We start from the raw sequence: 18295 nt of genomic DNA, 5'->3' as shown, positions 1-18295 counted from the left end.
CTAAAACTTCCGAAAGTTTCGAGCGCATTCGGCGGTTGACGCGGGGGGCGCCACAATCCTGCTAGGGCTCGACCAGCCGGGCGCGGAACGCCCAGGCCGCCAGCTCCACCCGGTTCCGCGCCCCGAGCTTGCCCTGCGCCGCCGCCAGGTGCGTCTTCACCGTGGACAGCGACAGGTGCAGCGCGTCCCCGATCTCCCGGTTGCCCAGCCCGCGCGCCACCTCCCGCACCACGTCCCGCTCGCGCGGCGTGAGCAGCCCGACGTCCACCGAGGCCGAGGGCCGGGTCCAGCTGCGCAGCACCCGCAGCGTCACGTCCGGCGAGATCAGCACGTCCCCGCGCGCGGCGGCCCGCACCGACTCCACCAGCAGCGCGGGCCCGGCGTCCTTGGTGAGGAACCCGCTCGCCCCGTTCTCCAGCGCCCGGTGCAGGTTCTCGTCGGTGTCGAACGTGGTCACCACGACCACCTTCGCCTGCGGCGCCAGCAGCTCGGTCACCCGCAGCCCGTCCAGCCCCGGCATCCGGACGTCCACCAGGCACACGTCCGGCCGCAGCTCGCGCGCCCGCCGCACCGCCGCCTCCCCGTCCGCGACGTCGGCCACGACGGTGATGTCGTCCTGCGCGTCCAGGATCATCCGGAACCCGGCGCGCACCATCTCGTGGTCGTCCGCGACCAGCACGCTGATCACGCCCGCACCACCAGCGGCAGCTCGGCGGACACGACCCACCCGGTGGGCGTGGGCCCGGCGTGGAACCGCCCGCCCAGCAGCTCCACCCGCTCGCGCATCCCCTCGATCCCGAACCCGCCCCTGCCGAAGGAAGCGGGCTCGCCGCAGTCCACGACGGACACCGTGACGGCCGTCGGCTCGCGCACCACCTCCACCACCACCTCACCGGGGTCGCGGGCGTGCTTGCGCACGTTGGTCAGCCCCTCCTGCACCAGCCGCAGCACCGACCTCCCCAGCTCCGGCGGCACGGGAGCGGGCAGCTCGACCGCCACCCGCACCGGCAGCCCGGACTCGCGCGCCCGCGCCACCAGCGCCCGCAGGTCGGCCTCCAGGTCGGCGGTGGCCGACTCCTCCTTGCCCCGCAACGCCCCCACGAGCCTGCGCATCGCGCCGACCGCGTCCGTCCCGCCGTCCACGATGCCGGGCAGCGCGCGCCGGGCGGCGTCCGGGTCCCGCTCCCCCACCACGAGCGCGGCCTGCGCCTGCACCAGCATCCCGGTCACGTGGTGCGCCACCACGTCGTGCAGCTCGCGCGCGATGTCGAGCCGCTCCTCCACCCGCAACCGCTCCAGCGCGACGGCGCGCTCGCGGTCGTGCGAGCGCAGCAGGAGCCCGACGAGCACCGCCAGCGCGCCCAGCAGCGCGGTGACCCGCCACCCGCCGGACGGCTCGGCCAGGTCGTTGTAGTAGCGGTGCTGCTCCGCGTGCGCGAAGGCCAGCGCGACCGCCACGACGCACCCCACCGCGACGCGCGGCCCGGCGGTCCTGGCCAGCACAGCCAGCAGCACCCCGAACGCGACCGTCTCGGAGAAGGCGAACGGGGGCAGCACCCACTCGAAGCCCTCGGGCGGCACCGTGCTCGCGGTCGGCGGGAAGAGCCCGTTGCCGGGCCCGCCGAAGAAGGCGGTGACGACGACCGAGGCCCCGACCGCCGACCCGGTGGCGAGCACCGGCCGCCGGGACGCCCACCACACCGCCGCGCAGCCCCCCGCGATCACGCCCAGGACGAGGACGGCCCGCCACGAGAGCGGCCACGCGCCCCACACCTGGCCCAGCAGCACCAGCGCCGCGACGAGCGGCCACCACCTCACGACTCCCGGCACGCGGCCGACCTTACGCACGCGCCCCCGCGCGCACGTCGGCCCGGAGGCCGGTCGGGGTCGGCCGATCGGCCGATGCCCGCTGCGCGCGGCCCCCCGGTGGAGCAGACTGGGGGTTCCTGTGATCGTCGTGGAGGGGTGGCGCGGTGGGCAAGAGAGAGTGGCCGGAGCTGGTGGGCGCGTCGGCGGACCAGGTGGTCGCCTCGATCAGGGCCGAGCACCCCGGCCGCGAGGTCGTGGTGGTGCCGGAGGGCTCGTTCGTGACCTTGGACTACCGCGAGGACCGCGTTCGCGTGTTCGTCACCGCCGACGGCCGGGTGGCCGAGGTGCCCAGGGTCGGGTGAGGCGGCGTTCCCCGGTGCGGCCGGGATATCTCACCCCGACCGCACCGGGGACCGGTCAGGAAGCCGTGCAGCCGGTGACCGTCACCCCGGCCGCCTGCCCCGTCCCGGTCAGCCCGAACGTGGTGCTGCCCGCCGGGGCCAGCGCGCCGTTGTGCGCGGCGTTCACCACCGCGCCCGAGGCGTGGGTCCCGTTCCACACGCTGGAGATCGTGGTCCCGGCCCCGACCGCCAGCGCGACCTTCCAGCCCCGCACCGCCGCCGTCCCGGAGTTGGTCACGGTCACCTCGCCCTGGTAGCCGCCCTGCCAGCTGTTCACCACCCGCAGCACCGCCGCGCACCCGGCGTCCCCGCCGCCGCTGCCCGGCAGCGTGGTCGCGCTGCGGGAGGCCGAGGCCGCCGAGAGGTTGCCCGCCGCGTCCCTGGCACGCACCGAGTAGCTGTAGGCGGTGCCGGGGCTCAGCCCGGTGTCCGTGTACGAGGTGCCGACGGCCGCGCCGACCTTCACCGCGCCCCGGTACACGTCGTACCCGGTCACGCCGACGTCGTCGGTCGCCGCCTGCCAGCTCAGCGCCACCGTCGTGGTGGTGGTCGTGCCCACCGCCAGCCCGGTCGGCGCGGTCGGGGCCGTGGTGTCGCCGGGGCCGCCGCCGTCGCCGTAGCGCTGGCCGAGGCTGATGCCGGTGGTCGTGCCCTCGCCGCCCAGCGGCACCTGGTGGTCCAGGCTCACGAACTTGCCGCCGTGCTGCCACAGCGCGGGCTTGAGCAGCGCGTACTTGGCCGCGTCCCAGGTCTTCCAGTCGTCGAGCAGCAGCCCGCCGGTGTCACCGGAGTTCGGGTTGAGCGCCCAGAACGTCTGGTGCAGCCCCTCCTCGACGATCAGGTCGCGCAGCGCGGCCATCCACCGGTCCTGCCGCTCGTCCTCGCCGAGCCGCCCGCCCCACTCGCCGATCAGCAGCGGCGCGGTCCCCTGCTCGTGCAGGTACAGCCAGTTGGGCCGCCACACGTCGGTGATCAGCGACTCCTTGGTGAACGGCTTGTCGAACCACGGCTGGTTGAACACCAGCGGCCCGTAGTCGTGCGGGGAGTAGACCAGCTGGTCCTGGTTCGCGCCGAGGTTCACCGGGTGCTCGGCGACGCCGCGCAGGTTGCCGCCCCACCAGGTGTGGAAGTAGTTGGGCGAGCGGTCGGGGTTGGTGTCGGGCGCGTCCCAGCCCTTGCCGGGGCGCGGGTAGACCTCGTTGCCCTCGCACAGGACCAGCAGCTCGGGGTTGATCGCCAGGATGCGGCGGCCCGCGGTCTCGCAGGTGTGCTTCCAGTTGTCGACGTCGGTCGAGCCGTCCCACTTGGCGCGCGGCGAGTCGCCGGGCCCGCCGTGCGGCTCGTTCTTGACGTCGACGGCGACGATCGTGTCGTTGTCCCGGTAGCGCGCGGTGACCCACTCCCAGGTGGAGTAGAACACCTCCGGCGTGATCGATCCCTTGTACCAGACGGGGTGCACGTGGCCGGAGTTGTCGGCCTCGGCGCTGTGCACGTCCAGCAGCACTTTGAGCCCGAACCGCTCGCACAGCCGCAGCCAGTAGTCGAAGATCTGGAGGTTGTTCATCCCCGCCAGCTCGGGGTTGGCGTAGTCGTTGATGTTCGGCTTGGCGACGGTTTTGCCCTCCTTCCACTCCTGCAGCAGCTGGGTGGAGACGGGCACGCGCACCAGGTTGACGCCACGATCGGCCATCGCCTTGGTGATCTCGGTGATGTTGGCCGACCACAGGCCGTGGAAGACCCGCTCGGTGGCGTTGAAGCCGAACCAGTTGGCTCCGGTGAGCTGGACGCGGTTGCCCGCCGCGTCGACGATCCGGTTGCCCTGGACGTGCAGCCAGTCCTTGGCGGGCGGGGCGGCGGAGGCGGCGGGCGGGGCGAGCGCGGAGGCCGCGAGGGTGGCGGCGACCAGCGGGACGGCCGCGAGCGCGGCCAGCCACCGCCGACCGCGCCCGTGGGTGGGTGACAGCACTGTCATCCTCCGGGGTTGGGTGACGTGGGAGTTCTGGGAGCGCTCCCAGAATGACTGATCGGGGGCGTCGGGAGAAGACCGCAGTTCTCGCGGGGCTTCGGTGGGCGGGGCTTCGGCGGACGGGTCGGCGGGGGCGTCGCCGCGCGCCCCGCCGACCCGCCGCACCCCGGCGGCCCCTGCGCGCCGGGAGGCGCCCCGCCCGTGGGAACCGGGGCGGGGCGCCGAGGGGCGGGGTCAGGAGCAGGCGACGCCGTTCAGCGTCGGCGACGAGAACGGCGGCGTGGCGCCGCCGTAGTTCGCGTTGTACCCGGCGGTCACCCGTCCACCGGGCGCGAGCGCTCCGTTCCAGGCGGTGTTCACGACCCGGACCCCGTCGCCGGTGTCGGTCCACGTCCCGTTCCACCCCTGCGTGACGGTCACACCGGGCGCGGAGAACTCCAGGGTCCACGAGCTGATCGCGGCCCCCCGGTTCTCCACGACGACCTCTCCGGTGTACCCGCCGTTCCACTGGCTGACCACGCGGTGGGTCACCGCGCAGCCGCCGCCGGGGTTCCCACCCGGCGTGGTGGTGGTCGTCGTCGTGGGCACGGGCCCCGCCGCGACCGCCAGGTCGTACGCGCGCTGCGGCACGAACTGGCCCGCGCCCGCGATGCACCCGTCCGCCTCGCCGACGATCTTGACCCACAGGAAGGCGTCGATCTGCGAGTCGCCGGTGCTCTTCGTGCTGGGCGTGCCGATGGCGCGACCGGGCGGGTCGCACCACTCGCTGCCCAGCGGCCCGTTCCCGTTGCGGCTGGTGTCGATCACCGCCTTGAGCCTGCCGTCGCCCAGCGCGTTCAGGATCGCCTTGGTGTAGGAGACCTCGGCCGGGGTGGTGCGGTAGTTGGAGACGTTGCTGGCGATGCCGTCGGAGCTGCCGGACACGTCGGCCCCGCGCAACCGGTTCGCGGCCTCGGCGGGCGCGAGCCAGTCGGAGTTGCCGATGTCGAAGTAGACCTTCGCCTGCCCGGAGCCGGACTTGAGCTTGCGGCCCGCGTAGGACATCGACGCCTTGGTCTGGTTCTGCTGGTCCGCGCTCTGGCAGTTGGACATGATCGGCAGCACGTCCGGTTCCAGGATGATCGACGCCGGTCGTCCGCCGAGCCCGGCCGCGACCTCGTCCACCCACGCCCGGTAGGCCTGGTGGGACGGCGCGCCGCCGCCGCTGGCGCCGCCGCAGTCCCGGTTGGGGATGTTGTAGACGACCATGATCGGGATCTTCCCGGCCGAGGCCGCCGCGCCGACGAAGGCGCTGACCTCCGAGCGCACGGTCGAGGTGTTGGTGGTGGTGAACCACTTCGCCTGCGGCACCGAGGCGACCCGGTCGCGGATGACCGCCGCGCGCGAGTCGTTCGGGTTGGCCGCCACCCACCTCGCGCTGGAGCTGCCGGGGTCGGTGTAGAACGCCGAGTCGGCGGCGGTGGCGCTCTGACCGCTCCCGGCCGCCAGGACGACCACCCCCGCCACGAGCGCGCCGGACAGCGCGCACGCCGCTGCTTTCCCGATACTCGCCATTGAGCTCCCTCTCGCGGTGCGTCTCGCCCGAGTCGGACCCAACCAGGCGCGGACAACAGCCGTCAACGCGCTCACGGGAAAGCTAAAGTTGTTAGCGCTATCTTTAGCTCGATCATTTCTCCGGACAAATACCTGGTCACCGCCTCAGCAGTCTGAAGTGCAGGTTGGGAGCGCTCCCCGAAATTTTTACCTCGTTCGGCCCACTGCGGTTGACGCAGCGCAAAAGCCTTCTTGTGAACGCGCACATCAAATGCCAGACTCCTGCTCACCGCCCCGTTCCCGTCCCCCACCACCCCGGCTCGCCGGGTGGTCGTCGGAAGGTGTGGAAGATGGAGCCGACATCGAGGTCAGCCTCCCGAGCCGGGTTCGGCGCGGTGGCGCTGGCCGCCGCGCTCGGAGCCACCCTGCTCGTGAGCACCCCCGCCAGCGCGGCCACGACCCTGGGCGCGGCAGCCGCCCAGACCGGCCGGTACTTCGGCGCGGCCGTCGCGGCGGGCAGGCTGAACGACTCGACCTACGTGAACATCCTGAACCGCGAGTTCAACTCGGTCACCGCCGAGAACGAGATGAAGTGGGACGCCACCGAGCCCAACCGGGGCCAGTTCACCTACACCGCCGGTGACCGGGTCCTCAACCAGGCGCTGAGCAACGGCAAGCGGGTGCGCGGGCACGCCCTGCTGTGGCACCAGCAGCAGCCGGGCTGGGCGCAGAGCCTGAGCGGGTCGGCGCTGCGGCAGGCCGCGCTCAACCACGTCACCCAGGTCGCCACCCACTACCGGGGCAGGATCCACTCCTGGGACGTGGTGAACGAGGCGTTCGCCGACGGCGGCTCGGGGGGCAGGCGCGACTCGAACCTCCAGCGCACCGGCAACGACTGGATCGAGGCCGCGTTCCGGGCCGCCCGCGCGGCCGACCCCGCCGCGAAGCTCTGCTACAACGACTACAACACCGACGGGATCAACGCGAAGTCCACCGGGATCTACAACATGGTGCGCGACTTCAAGTCGCGAGGCGTGCCGATCGACTGCGTGGGCCTCCAGTCGCACCTGACGAACAACGCGCCGTCGGACTACCAGGCCAACATCAAGCGCTTCGCGGACCTGGGCGTGGACGTGCAGATCACCGAGCTGGACATCGCGGGTTCCAACCAGGCCAACGCCTTCGGCGCGGTGACCCGCGCGTGCCTGGCGGTCCCCCGCTGCACCGGCATCACGGTGTGGGGCATCCGCGACACCGACTCGTGGCGCGGCGGCGAGAACCCGCTGCTGTTCGACGGCGGCGGCAACAAGAAGGCCGCCTACAACGCGGTGCTGGACGCGCTGAACGCGGGCGGCTCGACCGTGCCGGGCGAGACCCCGCCGACCACCACTCCCCCGACCACCCCGCCCACCACGACGAACCCGCCGCAGCCGGGCGGGTGCACGGCGTCGGTGTCGGTGAACTCCTGGGAGGGCGGTTTCGTCGCCACGGTCACGGTGACCGCCGGGTCGAGCGCGCTGACCGGCTGGAAGGTCACCACCGCCCTGCCGTCCGGGACGTCGGTGACCGGCTCGTGGAGCGCGAGCGGCAGCGGCACGTCCGGCACGGTGGACTGGACCAACGTCGCCTACAACGGCGCGGTCGCGGCGGGCCGGTCGACCGAGTTCGGCTTCCAGGGCACCGGGAGCGCCACCGGTCTGTCCCCGACCTGCGCGGCGAGCTGAGGCGGCCGTGCGCGCCACGACGCACCCCCGCAGCGGCCTGGTCGCGCTGGCGGTCCTGGCCTTGGCGGTCACCGCGTTCAGCGCGGTGACCGCGACCCCCGCCAGGGCGGACAACCCGGTGGTGCAGCACGTCTACACCGCCGACCCGGCCCCACTGGTCCACAGTGGACGGCTCTACCTCTACACCGGCCACGACGAGGACGGCTCGACCTACTTCACCATGAAGGAGTGGCGGGTCTGGTCCACCACCGACATGGTGAACTGGACCGACCACGGCTCGCCGATGAGCGTGGGCACCTTCGCGTGGGCCAGCAAGGACGCCTGGGCCGGGCAGGCGGTGGAGCGGAACGGGAAGTTCTACTGGTACGTGCCGGTGGTCAACCGGGCGACCGGCCGCATGGCCATCGGCGTCGGGGTCTCCGACAGCCCGACCGGCCCGTTCCGCGACGCGATCGGCCGCCCGCTGGCGGAGAACGGCGAGATCGACCCGTCGGTGCTCGTCGACGACGACGGCCAGGCGCACCTGTACTGGGGCAACCCGAACCTGTGGCACGCGCGCCTGAACCCCGACATGGTCTCGCTGGCGAGCGCGCCCGCGCGGATCCCGCTGACCACCGCCGGGTACGGCACGCGCGCCGGGAACGCGCAGCGCCCCACCCTCTACGAGGAGGGGCCCTGGGTCTACAAGCGGAACGGCTTGTACTACAACGTGTTCGCCGCGCAGTGCTGCTCGGAGTTCCTCGCCCACTCGACCGCGCCCACGCCCACCGGGCCGTGGACGTACCGGGGCGTGGTGATGCCGACGCAGGGCAGCAGCTTCACCAACCACGCGGGCGTGATCGACTACAAGGGCGGCTCGTACCTCTTCTACCACAACGGTTCCCTGCCGGGCGGCGGCGGTTACACCCGCTCGGTGGCGGTGGAGAGGTTCGCCTACGGCGCGGACGGCGCGATCCCCCGGCTGACCATGTCCAGCTCGGGACCGCCGCCCGCGGACACCCTGAACCCGTACGCGCGCCAGGAGGGCGAGACCATCGCGCGGGGCAGCGGCGTCGAGACCGAGACCTCCGGCGAGGGCGGGATGAACCTGAGCCACCTGGAGAACGGCGACAGCGTCACGGTCCGCTCGGTCGCCTTCGGGTCGGGCGCGACCGGCTTCACCGCGCGGGTCGCCTCCGCGACGGCCGGTGGTTCGCTGGAGCTGCGCGCGGACGGCCCGAGCGGCCCGGTGGTCGGCCGCTGCGCCGTGCCGGGCACGGGTGGTTGGCAGAGCTGGACCACGGCGTCCTGCCCGGTGACCGGCCTGTCCGGGACCCGCGACCTGCACCTGCGGTTCACCGGCGGCAGCGGCTACCTGTTCAACGTGGACTGGTGGCGGTTCACCGCCTGAGCCACCGGGTGCGGTGGGGTCTCGCGCCCCGCCGCACCCGGCCGCGTCAGGACGCGTGCACCTCGAACTCCGCCAGCTGCGCCGCGGCCCACCCGGTGTTCCCGGTGAACGTGAGCCGCACGTGCCGGTGCTCGCCGGTCACCGCGATCGTCACCGCGTTCCCGGAGGCCGCGTCGAACCGGTGCCCGGTCGCGCCCACCACCGTCCGGTACGAGGTCCCGTCCACGCTGCCCGACACCGCGATCGTCTGCGTGCGGGCGCCCCAGGCCGGGTCGGCGGGCAGCTTCAGCACCAGCCGCCGCACCTGCCGCACCGCGCCGAGGTCGACCGCCACCTCCTGCGGGAACGCGCCGCTCGGGCTCTCCCAGTACGTCCGCGCGTCGCCGTCGACCACGTTCGCGCCCCGGTGGCCGTCCACCGCGCCGCTCACCACGACCGGCTTGCCCAGCGCGACGTTCCCGGCCGGGAGCGCGGTCGTGGTGGTCGTCGGCGCGGGGCCGGGGTCGGTGCGCGGCGGCCAGGAGCCGCAGTCCGCCCACCGGCCGTCCCAGCCGCTGTTGCCGCTCCCCCTGGTCACCACGAACCCGCCGCCGCAGTCGTAGACCCCGCTCGCGCCCACCCGCGACGCGGTGACCCCGGTGAACCGCCCCTGCCCCCTGGTCTCGGCCTGGAGCACGACCGTGCCCACGCCCTCGACGCTCGCGCCGTCGACCGACAGCGAGGTCACCGCGTTCCCGCGCCCGGAGCCGTCCACGACCTGGATCGCGGAGTACGGGCTGTCCACGAACCTGTTGTCGGTCAACGAGATCGGCGTGGTGACGGGCGTGTCGTAGGAGTCCACGCGCAGCGCGCCGTGCGGGTGCGAGCTGCCCCAGTTCGGGTTGATCGCGCCGGTGCGCACCAGCGTGTTCGACGCGACCACCGTGGTCCCGGCCAGCGGCGAGAACGAGCCGTCGTGCAGGAAGGCCTGGTTGGAGATCGCGATCCCGCTGCCGAGCGCGTTGGTGTCGCGGACCAGGTTGCCGCGCACGGTGATGTCCGCGCCGCCGTAGATCGCGATCCCGTTGGCCAGGTTGGGCTGCACGACGGTGTTGTCCTCGAACCGGTCGCGCGCGTTCGCGCCGACGGACCACATGGCCAGCGCGTCGTCCCCGGTGTTGCGCAGGAAGTTGTCGCGCACCACCGAGTCGGTGACCCGGCCGTTGAAGTTGAGCCCGGCCGCCAGCAGGTCAAGGAACCGGTTGTTCTCGATGACCGCGTTGCTGGTGGTGCCGCTCATGGTCCAGATGCCGACCTTGAGGTGCTGCATCCACAACCCGGAGATGACCGAGTTCGCGCCGAGCGGCCCGTGGTAGGCGTTGTCGGGGCGGTCGTCGACGCGCTCGGTCACCTCGCCGAGGACGGCGAAGTCGTGCAGGCGGATGTTCCCGGCGACCTGCCCGTGGTTGAGGAACGGGTTGTCGCTGCGCAGCACCGAGTGCCACATGCCCGCGCCCCGGACGGTGACCTGGTCGATCGGCAGCCCGCGCCGCACCTCGAACTCATCGGCGGGGATCCAGACCTGCGCGCCGGACGCCCTGGCCGCGCCGATCGCGCGCGCGAGCGCGTCGGCGTCGTCGCGCCCGTCGCCGGGGACGGCGCCGTGGTCGGTGATCGACACCGCTCCGGCGGGCTTGGCGGCGGCGGGCGCGACCTGCTCGAAGTCGACCAGGTCGACGGTCAGCCGGGCGACGCTGCCCGCGTCCAGCTGCACCTTGACCTCGGCCCCGGCGGGCAGGTCGCGGCCGAGCAGCAGCCGCGACTCGTCGAACAGGTGGTGGGTCGTGGAGCCCGCGATGTGCGGGGTGTCGAGGTAGCTGTACTTCGAGGTGACCGGGAGGTCCGCGAGCTTGGTCCCGTCGACGTGGACGGCGGCGGTCCCCGCTGTGCCGTCGGGGACGTTGTAGCGCAGCACGAGCGCGTTCGCGGGCGCGGTCAGGGTGAACTCGACGTGCCGCCCCTGGCCGCTCAGCGTCACGGCGCGCCGCCCGGACGCCTCGGAGGCGAGCGTGCCCTGGGTGTGGTCGGGTCCGATCACCACGCCGTTGTGCGCGGCGGTCTCGGCCTCGTGCTCGACGAACGGAACACTGGCCCCGGAGCCATCGGCGCCACCGGCGCCATCGGCGCCATCGGAGGTGAGCTCGGGGTGCGGGGCGGCCGATCCCGAGGTGGTGACGGCCAGGGCGGCGGCGACGAGCGCGGCGGTCGCCAGCGCCGCTGCGGGCAGGGTTGTCCTGGACATGGGTGGGAGCGCTCTCCTGGCCGGGTCGGTCCGCGCGGGGGTCGACGGCGGGGCAGGGTTCCACCGTCGTGCGGATGACGGTCATCCTCCCGAGAACCCGATCCGGAACACACCCCTACTACCGGGAAAAGCGCGCCCGCGCGGCCGAAGAACGTGCGCCGAACGGTTGTGGAGCCGGGTTCTTCACGGCTTTCACACAAGTTCCTCATATCGAACTCCCAGCGAACGCCCAGCCGCGATCCCTAACTTCGGCGCTCCCGAACGATCTCCCGACACCACGACGAGGTGGACCTTGCACGACGACGACGAACCGATCGGCGCCCTCCTGGGCAGGCGCCAGGCGCTCACCCTGCTGGGCGCGGCAGGCGCGGCCCTCACCCTGGGCGGCGCGACCCACGCGTCCCCCGACACCGCTGTCCCCCGAGTGGACTGCGTGGGCCGCCCGGACCAGACCGAGGGCCCGTACTTCGTGGACGAGAAGCTGAACCGCTCCGACATCAGGACGGACCCGTCCACCGGCGCCCTCTCGCCGGGCGTCAAGCTCACGCTCTCCTTCACCGTGCTCCAGATCCAGTCCGCGACGTGCCGCCCCCTCCCCGGCGCGGTCGTGGACCTGTGGCAGTGCGACGCGCTCGGCCTGTACTCCGACATCCCGTCGGAGGGGTCGGGCGGCAGGAAGTTCCTGCGCGGCTACCAGGTCAGCGACAGCACGGGCCTGGCGAGGTTCGTGACGATCCTGCCGGGCTGGTACCGGGGCCGCACGGTCCACCACCACTTCAAGATCCGCACGACCGGGACGAACGGCGGGGCGTACGAGTTCACCTCGCAGCTGTACCTGGAGGAGGCGTTCAAGGCGGCGTACCTGAAGCTGGCCCCGTACAGCGCGAAGGGCAGCCCGGACACCACCAACGCGCGCGACGGCATCTACGCGCAGGGCGGCAGCCAACTGCTGCTGAAGCCGACCGGGTCGGCGAGCGCCGGGTACGCGGCGGACTTCGCGATCGGGCTGGACCTGTCGGACACGGGCGTGGGGGCGCCCGACTAGCCGGGCGCGCGGCGGACCGGCGGCACGCCCCGGCGCCGGTCCGCCGCTGGCGTCCCCCGCATGACCGATCCCCCCGGCGTCGCGCTCTCCCCCGCCGAGATCGCGGTCCCGGCCGGGAACTTCCCCGAGGTGCGCGCCCGCTTCCCCGACCACGTCCTCGACGCGGTGGGCGATGGCCGCATCTGGGCGGACGCCGGACCTGCGGCGCTGGCCGCCACGCACCAGACCTGGGTGCGCGACCCGGTCACCGACGCCTACCTGCTCGACGTGCTCCGCGAACCGCACGACGGCACCACCTGGGTCTTCCGCCACGACCCGGCGATCCGCCTCCCGCGCGCCGAGGTCGTCGAGCGCACGAGCGACGGCGTCCCGCGCCTGGCGCCCGACCTGGTCCTGCTGTTCAAGGCCAAGCGCCCCCGCCCCAAGGACCAGGCCGACTTCGACCGGGTCGTCCCCCGCCTGCCCCTTGCCCGGCGCCACCGACTGGCCGCCCTCCTGGCCCGCGCCCACCCCGGTCACCAGTGGCTGACCCGCCTGTGACCCTATGCTCCGCCCATGAACACGTCGGTGACCTGGGACCAGGTGCGGTCGTGGCGGCTGAACAGGCAGTTCCTCGACCCGCGTACCGCCGTGACCGCCGGTGAGGTCGTGGACCGGTTGTGCGGGGTGCAGGCGCAGGTGGCGTCGTCGGCCGAGTTCGCCGTGGCGACGCGCACCGGCGTCACCGGCGAGGTGGCCCGCGACCTGGCGTCCGGCGCGCTGGTGAAGACCTGGGCGGCGCGCGGGACCCTGCACCTGCTGCGTCCGGACACCGCCCCCGACGCGCTCTCCCTGCTCGCCTCGGCCCGCACCTGGGAGCGCCCGTCGTGGCAGAAGGCGTTCGGCGCGACCCCGGCCCAGGTCGCCGCGCTCGCGGACGCGGTCGGCGAGCTGCTCACCGGCGCGCCGCTGTCCCGCGAGGAGCTGGCGACCGCGCTGGCCGCCGACGCGCGCTTCGCGGGACTGGCCGACCAGCTCCGCTCGTCCTGGGGCACGCTGCTGAAAACCCTCGCCTGGCAAGGCGTCCTGCGCCACGCGCCCCCCGAGGGCAACCGGGTCGCGTTCACCGCCCCGCCGTGGCGCGGGCTCCCCGCCCCCGACGAGGCCGCGCCCCGCGTGATCACCGCCTACCTCGGCGCCTACGGCCCTGCCACGCCGGAGGCGTTCGACGCGTGGCTGCTGCGCGGCGCGCTGCGCAAACCCGTGCTGCGCGGGTGGTTCGCCGCCCTGGGCGACCGCCTGGCGACCGTGGACGTCGAGGGCCGCACCGCCCACCTGCTCGCCGAGCACGTGGACGAGCTCGCCGCCACGAGGCCGAGCACGTCCGTGCGCCTGCTCGGCGCGTTCGACCAGCACGTCCTCGGCCCCGGCACCGCCGACCCCGCCCTGCTCGCCCCCGAGCACCGCCCCCTGGTCAGCAGGGCGGCGGGCTGGATCTCCCCGGTGGTCGTGGACGGCGGTCGCGTCACCGGGACCTGGGCTGCGGAGGGCGGCGTCCTCACCGTCACCCCGTTCCCCGGCCACGCCCCGCCGGACCCCGCCGCGCTGGAAGCCGAGATCGAGCACGTCACCCAGGTGGGCGGGCTCGGCGGAAGCCGCCCCTGACCGGGGAGCGGCGCACTCCCGCACGACTGCTCCACCCGGGTGAACGGGCGCGGGCCGGGCAACTCCGGGCCGTCCCGCGCGCCCTTCCCAGTGCCGGCGTCACCGACCCGGCACTGGGGGTTCCACCGCACCGCGACCCGGCCGCGAGGTCGGGCTGTTCGCCGTGCCGTGGAGCGGGAACGAACTGGGGGAACGCAGGATGAGCAGCACGAGAGCGCGCTGGGCGGGGATCGCCGCGATCACCGCGGTGTGCGCGGTCGCCGGGGGCGGCGTCGCGGTGGCGGACGAGGCGACGGGGTCGATCTCCGGGCTGGTGTGGAACGACCGGGACGCGGACGGGGCGGTCGGCGAGGGGGACGGCGTCCTGTGGGACGCCTACGTGGAGGTCCACAGGCCGAACGGCGACTGGGTGACCTGGCAGCGCGCGTCGTACGACGGCACCTACACGATCAGCGGCCTGCCCGAGGGCGACTACCTGGTCACGGGCGGCAAGTACGGCTTCGCGTCCACCACCAGGTCCGTCCAACGGGTGGTGGTGACGTCGGAGGGCGTCAGCGGGGTCGACTTCGGCGCGCGCGGCGGTCAGATCACGGGGCGGATCTGGCACGACGTCAACGAGGACGGCGTCCGGCAGGACGACGAGCCGGGGCTGGTCGACGCGTTGACCTACGTCGCCTCCCTGCACTCGCAGGAGTCGTGGCGGCAGGAAGCCGACGGGACGTACGTGGTCTACGACCTGGAGGCGGGTTCCCACGTCTTCTCGACCCCGTCGCGGTCCACGCTCGCCCGCTCCCCGAAGGGCGCGGGCGACGACCCGGAGCGCGATTCCGACTTCGAGCGCACCGGGGTGAGCGAGACCGTGGAGTTCCGGGTCGTGGGCGACCAGGTGCTGCCCGTCGGCGGCCCGGTCGTGCTGGACGTCGGCTACTACGTGGGCGTGACCCACGGCGCGCTGACGTTCACCGCCGACCGCGACACCACCGACCTGGAGGTCGGCGACACCGTGGTCCTGACCGCGACCGCCGCCTACACCGGCAACGCGATCGACACCTACGGCGTCAGCATCGACCTGCCGCAGGGGCTCACCGAGGTGTCCGTGACGCAGGACGGGTGGCTGCGGGAGACCTACGGCGGCGACCCGCACATCTTCCTGCGCCGCTCGTGGGACGCGCTGGAGCCGGTGACGAGCACGTTCACGATCACGGCGCGGGTCACCGCCCCCATCACGTCGGGGCTGGTCACCGGCAAGCTGAACAACTCGTCCTACCTCGCGGACTGGGACCTGATCAGGGCGAGCCTGCCGGTGTCGGCGACGTCCTGACCGGGTGGCGCGCGGTGGTGGTCGCAGGCCGCCACCGCGCGCCGCAGGCCGGTCGCAGCACGCCCGGCCACCGGGTCACCCCTCGGCCAGCTTCCGCCGCACCCGGTCGGCCTCCGCCCGCCGGTCCTGCTCCTCCAGCAGCGCGAGGCACTCCCGCCACGCCGCCACCGCCGCGCCCCGCTCCCCCAGCGCCGCGTGCAGGTCGCCGAGCACGTCGAGCACCGGCGGCGCCTGGTAGGTGTACCCGTGCTCCCGGTACAGGGCCAGCGCCCGCCGGTAGTGGCCGATCGCGCCCGCGTGGTCGCCCGCGCCGCGCGCGATGTACCCCAGCGTGTCCAGGGTGTTCGCCTCGCCGTCCGGGCTCGGGGCCTGCCCCCGGTGCAGCTCCAGCGCGGCCTCGCAGTGGGCCCGCGCGGTGGTGTGGTCGCCCAGGCGCGCGGAGTACCAGCCGACCAGGTTCAGCGCTTCCGCCTCGGCCGCGGGCTGCGCCAGCCCCCGGTACAGCTCCACCGCGCGGCGGGCGTGCGCCAGGGCCGCGCGGTCCTCGCCCAGGTGCTCGAACGGGCCGGTGAACGCCGAGTGCACCTGGGCGCGCTGGACCGGGTCGCCGAGCCGCTCGGCGTGCGCCAGCGCCCGGTCCAGGTGGGTGATGGCCTCCCGCTGCTGCCCGAGGCCGGTGTGCGCCAGGCCGAGCGCGCGGTGCGCGTGGGCGGGGGCGGTGGGGTCGGGCAGGTGGCCTGCGGCGTCGGCGGCGGCCCGCCAGGTGGCGAGGCGGTCGCGGCGGTGGCCGCGCAGGGTGTGGAACGTGTCCAGGGCGCGGGTCAGGTTCCACACGGTCGGGTGGCGGGCGGTGGCGGTGGCGGCGCGGTGCCCCGCGAGCAGGCAGGCGTGCTCGGCGTCGAACCAGGCGAGCGCGGCGCGCGCGTCGGGCAGCGGGTGGGGGCGCACGCCCGGCGCGGGCGCGGCCAGCTCGATGGGGCGGCGGTGCGGGTTGAGCAGGCGGTCGGCGGCGCGGGCGGTGTGGGTGTGGAAGTCCAGGAACCTGAGCAGCGCGGCCTCCCGCGCCCGCGCGGTCAGCCCGTCGCGGGCCGTGGCGGCGGCGTGCGCGCGGACCAGGTCGTGCATGGCGTACCGGCCGCGCGGGCGGCGCTCCACGAGCGAGGCGCCCTCCAGGGTGCGCAGGGTCCGGCGGGTCTCGGCGTCGGGGGCGGCGGTGAGGGCGGCTGCGGCGGGCAGGCCGATGTCGGGACCGGGCGCGGTGCCCAGCAGGGCGAACGCGGTGCGCTGCTCGGGGGTGAGCGAGCGCAGCGACCAGGAGAGCACGACGGGCAGGCTGGCTGCGGGGTCGTCGTCGTCCAGCAGGTCGAGGCCGAGCTCGTGCAGCTCGTCGGTGAACTCGGCGAGCGGGGCGGACGGGCGGGCGGCGATGTGCCTGGCCATGATCGCGAGGGCCAGCGGGTGCCGCCAGCACAGGTCGACCAGCTCGGCGGTGGCGGCGGGGTCGGCGGCCAACCGGTCGGCGCCGACGCGGGCGGCCACGAGGGCGTGCGCCTCGTCGCGGGTGAGCACGCCCAGCGGCAGGTGGCGGGCGCCGTGCCGGTCGATCAGGGACGGCAGGGCGGTCCGACCGGTGACCAGGACGGCGCAGGTCGGGCTGCCGGGCAGCAGCGGGCGCACCTGCTCGGCGGTGGCGGCGTTGTCCAGCACCACCAGCACGCGCCTGCCCGCGAGCAGGCTCCGGTAGCGGGCGGCCCCGGCCTCCAGGTCGGGCGGGACGCGGTCGGGGTCGACGCCGAGGACGTCGAGGAAGCCGCGCACGGCGGTGGCGGGGTCGAGCGGCCCGGCGTCCGGGCTGAACCCGCGCAGGTCCGCGAACAGCTGCCCGTCGGGGAACAGGTCGGCGTTGCGGTGCGCCCAGCGCAGGGCCAACCAGGTCTTGCCGACACCGCCACCGCCCGCGATGGCGACGACGGGCATGGCGTCGGCGCGGCGCGCGTCGGCGAAGGCGGAGTCGAGCCGGTCCAGCTCCGCGCCGCGCCCGACGAACGGGGCCGGTGGCGCGGGGAGCTGGCGGGGGACGCCTGCCGCGAGGGCGCCGGGCGCGGGAGTGGACGCCGGGCCGCTGGGCACCGGACCACCGGTCGCGGGGCCGCCGGTCGCCGAATCACAGGTCGCCGGGCTACCGGTCATGGGGCCGACGGCAGCAGGACCACCGGTCACAGGACCGCCGGACGCTGAGCCCCCAGCAGCAGGACCACCGACCACCGGGCCGCCAGCCGCAGTGCCGCCGACCGCAGGACCACCGCTCACCAGGCCACCGCTCACCAGGCCACCGGTCGTGGGCTCGCGCGGCGGGCGGGTCGGCCCCTGTTCGGCGGTGAGGACGTCCCGGTGCAGCCGTCGCAGCGCGGCGCCGGGGTCGACGCCCAGCTCCTCGGCCAGCAGGTCCCTGGTGCGGCGGTAGTGCTCCAGCGCGTCGGCCCGCCTGCCTGACCGGTGCAGCGCCAGCACCAGCTGGCCCGCCACGCGCTCGTCCAGCGGGTGCTCGGCGGCCAGCGCGGTCAGCTCGGGCAGCAGCTCGGCGTGCCCGCCGCACTCCAGCGCCAGGTCGGCGCGGTGGGCGCGCGCGGCGGCGCGCTCCCCGGTCAGGCGCTCGCGCTCGGCCAGCGCCCACGGGGTGTCCAGCTCGGCCAGCGGTTCACCGCGCCACAGCGCCAGCGCCTCGTCGACCAGCCCCAGCGCCCTCGGCGCGTCCGCGCCCGCCCTCGCCCTGGCGAGCAGGCCCCGGAAGCGGTGCAGGTCCACCAGCTCCGGTTCAACGGATAACCGGTACCCGGTGCCGTTCCAGGTGATGGTGATCCCGGTCGGCTCCAGCGCCCGGCGCAGGGCGGACAGGTACGTGCGCAGCACCGGCCTGGCCCGAGCGGGTGGCCGCTCGCCCCAGACGCGGTCGAGCAGCCGGGCCGGGGGCACCACGCGGTTGGCGTCGACCAGCAGCGCCGCGAGCACCGCCTTGCGCCGCACGGGCCCGACCTGCAGCGGCACGCCGTCGACGTGGACCTCCAGGGCGCCCAGCACGCCGACCACGACACCCGGCACCGAGCCCCCGATCTCCGCCACCCCCCTGTTCTACCCGCGCCGCGCGGGGGGGTTCAACGCCCCCGTCCCAGGGCCGGGGGAC

Annotated in this window: 13 protein-coding genes; 7 read left to right on the top strand and 6 right to left on the bottom strand. The window is 74.4% G+C overall.

What is annotated here, in order from left to right:
• Positions 1-61: 61 nt before the first annotated feature.
• On the bottom strand, positions 62-688 hold the full coding sequence (locus tag LV78_RS28215; protein ID WP_253848700.1) for a response regulator: 627 nt from the start codon (positions 686-688) through the stop codon (positions 62-64).
• The gene (locus LV78_RS41795) at positions 685-1830 is read right to left on the bottom strand and encodes a sensor histidine kinase (protein WP_253848699.1); all 1146 of its coding nucleotides are present in this window, start codon (positions 1828-1830) and stop codon (positions 685-687) included. Before LV78_RS41795 ends, LV78_RS28215 begins: the two co-directional genes overlap by 4 nt.
• Positions 1831-1973: 143 nt before the next feature.
• Between LV78_RS41795 and LV78_RS28205 the strand changes: the two genes are divergently transcribed.
• On the top strand, positions 1974-2171 hold the full coding sequence (locus LV78_RS28205) for a serine protease inhibitor (protein WP_253848698.1): 198 nt from the start codon (positions 1974-1976) through the stop codon (positions 2169-2171).
• A gap of 55 nt (positions 2172-2226) precedes the next feature.
• On the opposite strand, the gene LV78_RS28200 is transcribed toward LV78_RS28205, so the two are convergent.
• Complete coding sequence (locus LV78_RS28200; protein ID WP_253848697.1) at positions 2227-4182, bottom strand: cellulase family glycosylhydrolase; 1956 nt, start codon at positions 4180-4182, stop codon at positions 2227-2229.
• A gap of 228 nt (positions 4183-4410) precedes the next feature.
• On the bottom strand, positions 4411-5730 hold the full coding sequence (locus LV78_RS28195) for a glycoside hydrolase family 6 protein (protein ID WP_253848696.1): 1320 nt from the start codon (positions 5728-5730) through the stop codon (positions 4411-4413).
• A gap of 329 nt (positions 5731-6059) precedes the next feature.
• On the opposite strand from LV78_RS28195, the gene LV78_RS28190 reads away from it, so the two are divergent.
• Together LV78_RS28190 and LV78_RS28185 are read left to right on the top strand one after the other, a co-directional pair.
• Positions 6060-7433 (top strand): glycoside hydrolase family 10 protein, encoded by a 1374-nt coding sequence (locus LV78_RS28190; protein WP_253848695.1) that lies wholly within the window; start codon positions 6060-6062, stop codon positions 7431-7433.
• Positions 7434-7440: 7 nt separating this feature from the next.
• A complete protein-coding gene (locus LV78_RS28185) occupies positions 7441-8823 on the top strand; it encodes a glycoside hydrolase family 43 protein (protein WP_253848694.1) in 1383 nt (460 codons plus the stop codon).
• Between the two features lie 46 nt (positions 8824-8869).
• On the opposite strand, the gene LV78_RS28180 is transcribed toward LV78_RS28185, so the two are convergent.
• Positions 8870-11104, bottom strand: a complete 2235-nt coding sequence (locus tag LV78_RS28180; RefSeq protein ID WP_253848693.1) for a discoidin domain-containing protein — start codon at positions 11102-11104, stop codon at positions 8870-8872.
• Positions 11105-11396: 292 nt separating this feature from the next.
• Between LV78_RS28180 and LV78_RS28175 the strand changes: the two genes are divergently transcribed.
• From LV78_RS28175 to LV78_RS28160, 4 genes are all read left to right on the top strand, one after another.
• Positions 11397-12149, top strand: a complete 753-nt coding sequence (locus LV78_RS28175) for an intradiol ring-cleavage dioxygenase (protein WP_253848692.1) — start codon at positions 11397-11399, stop codon at positions 12147-12149.
• A 60-nt stretch (positions 12150-12209) separates the two neighbouring features.
• Complete coding sequence (locus LV78_RS28170; protein WP_253848691.1) at positions 12210-12689, top strand: hypothetical protein; 480 nt, start codon at positions 12210-12212, stop codon at positions 12687-12689.
• Between the two features lie 15 nt (positions 12690-12704).
• A complete protein-coding gene (locus LV78_RS28165) occupies positions 12705-13793 on the top strand; it encodes a winged helix DNA-binding domain-containing protein (protein WP_253848690.1) in 1089 nt (362 codons plus the stop codon).
• A gap of 199 nt (positions 13794-13992) precedes the next feature.
• Positions 13993-15114 (top strand): SdrD B-like domain-containing protein, encoded by a 1122-nt coding sequence (locus LV78_RS28160; RefSeq protein WP_253848689.1) that lies wholly within the window; start codon positions 13993-13995, stop codon positions 15112-15114.
• Between the two features lie 75 nt (positions 15115-15189).
• Here the strand turns inward: LV78_RS28160 and LV78_RS28155 are convergent, their stop codons facing one another.
• A complete protein-coding gene (locus tag LV78_RS28155) occupies positions 15190-18234 on the bottom strand; it encodes an AfsR/SARP family transcriptional regulator (RefSeq protein ID WP_253848688.1) in 3045 nt (1014 codons plus the stop codon).
• Positions 18235-18295: the final 61 nt, after the last annotated feature.

The organism is Actinosynnema pretiosum (genome assembly GCF_024171695.1).
GTDB classification, from domain to species: Bacteria; Actinomycetota; Actinomycetes; order Mycobacteriales; family Pseudonocardiaceae; genus Actinosynnema; species Actinosynnema pretiosum.
Note: the sequence above shows the minus strand (reverse complement) of the source record. Positions and strands in the feature narration are given on the sequence as shown.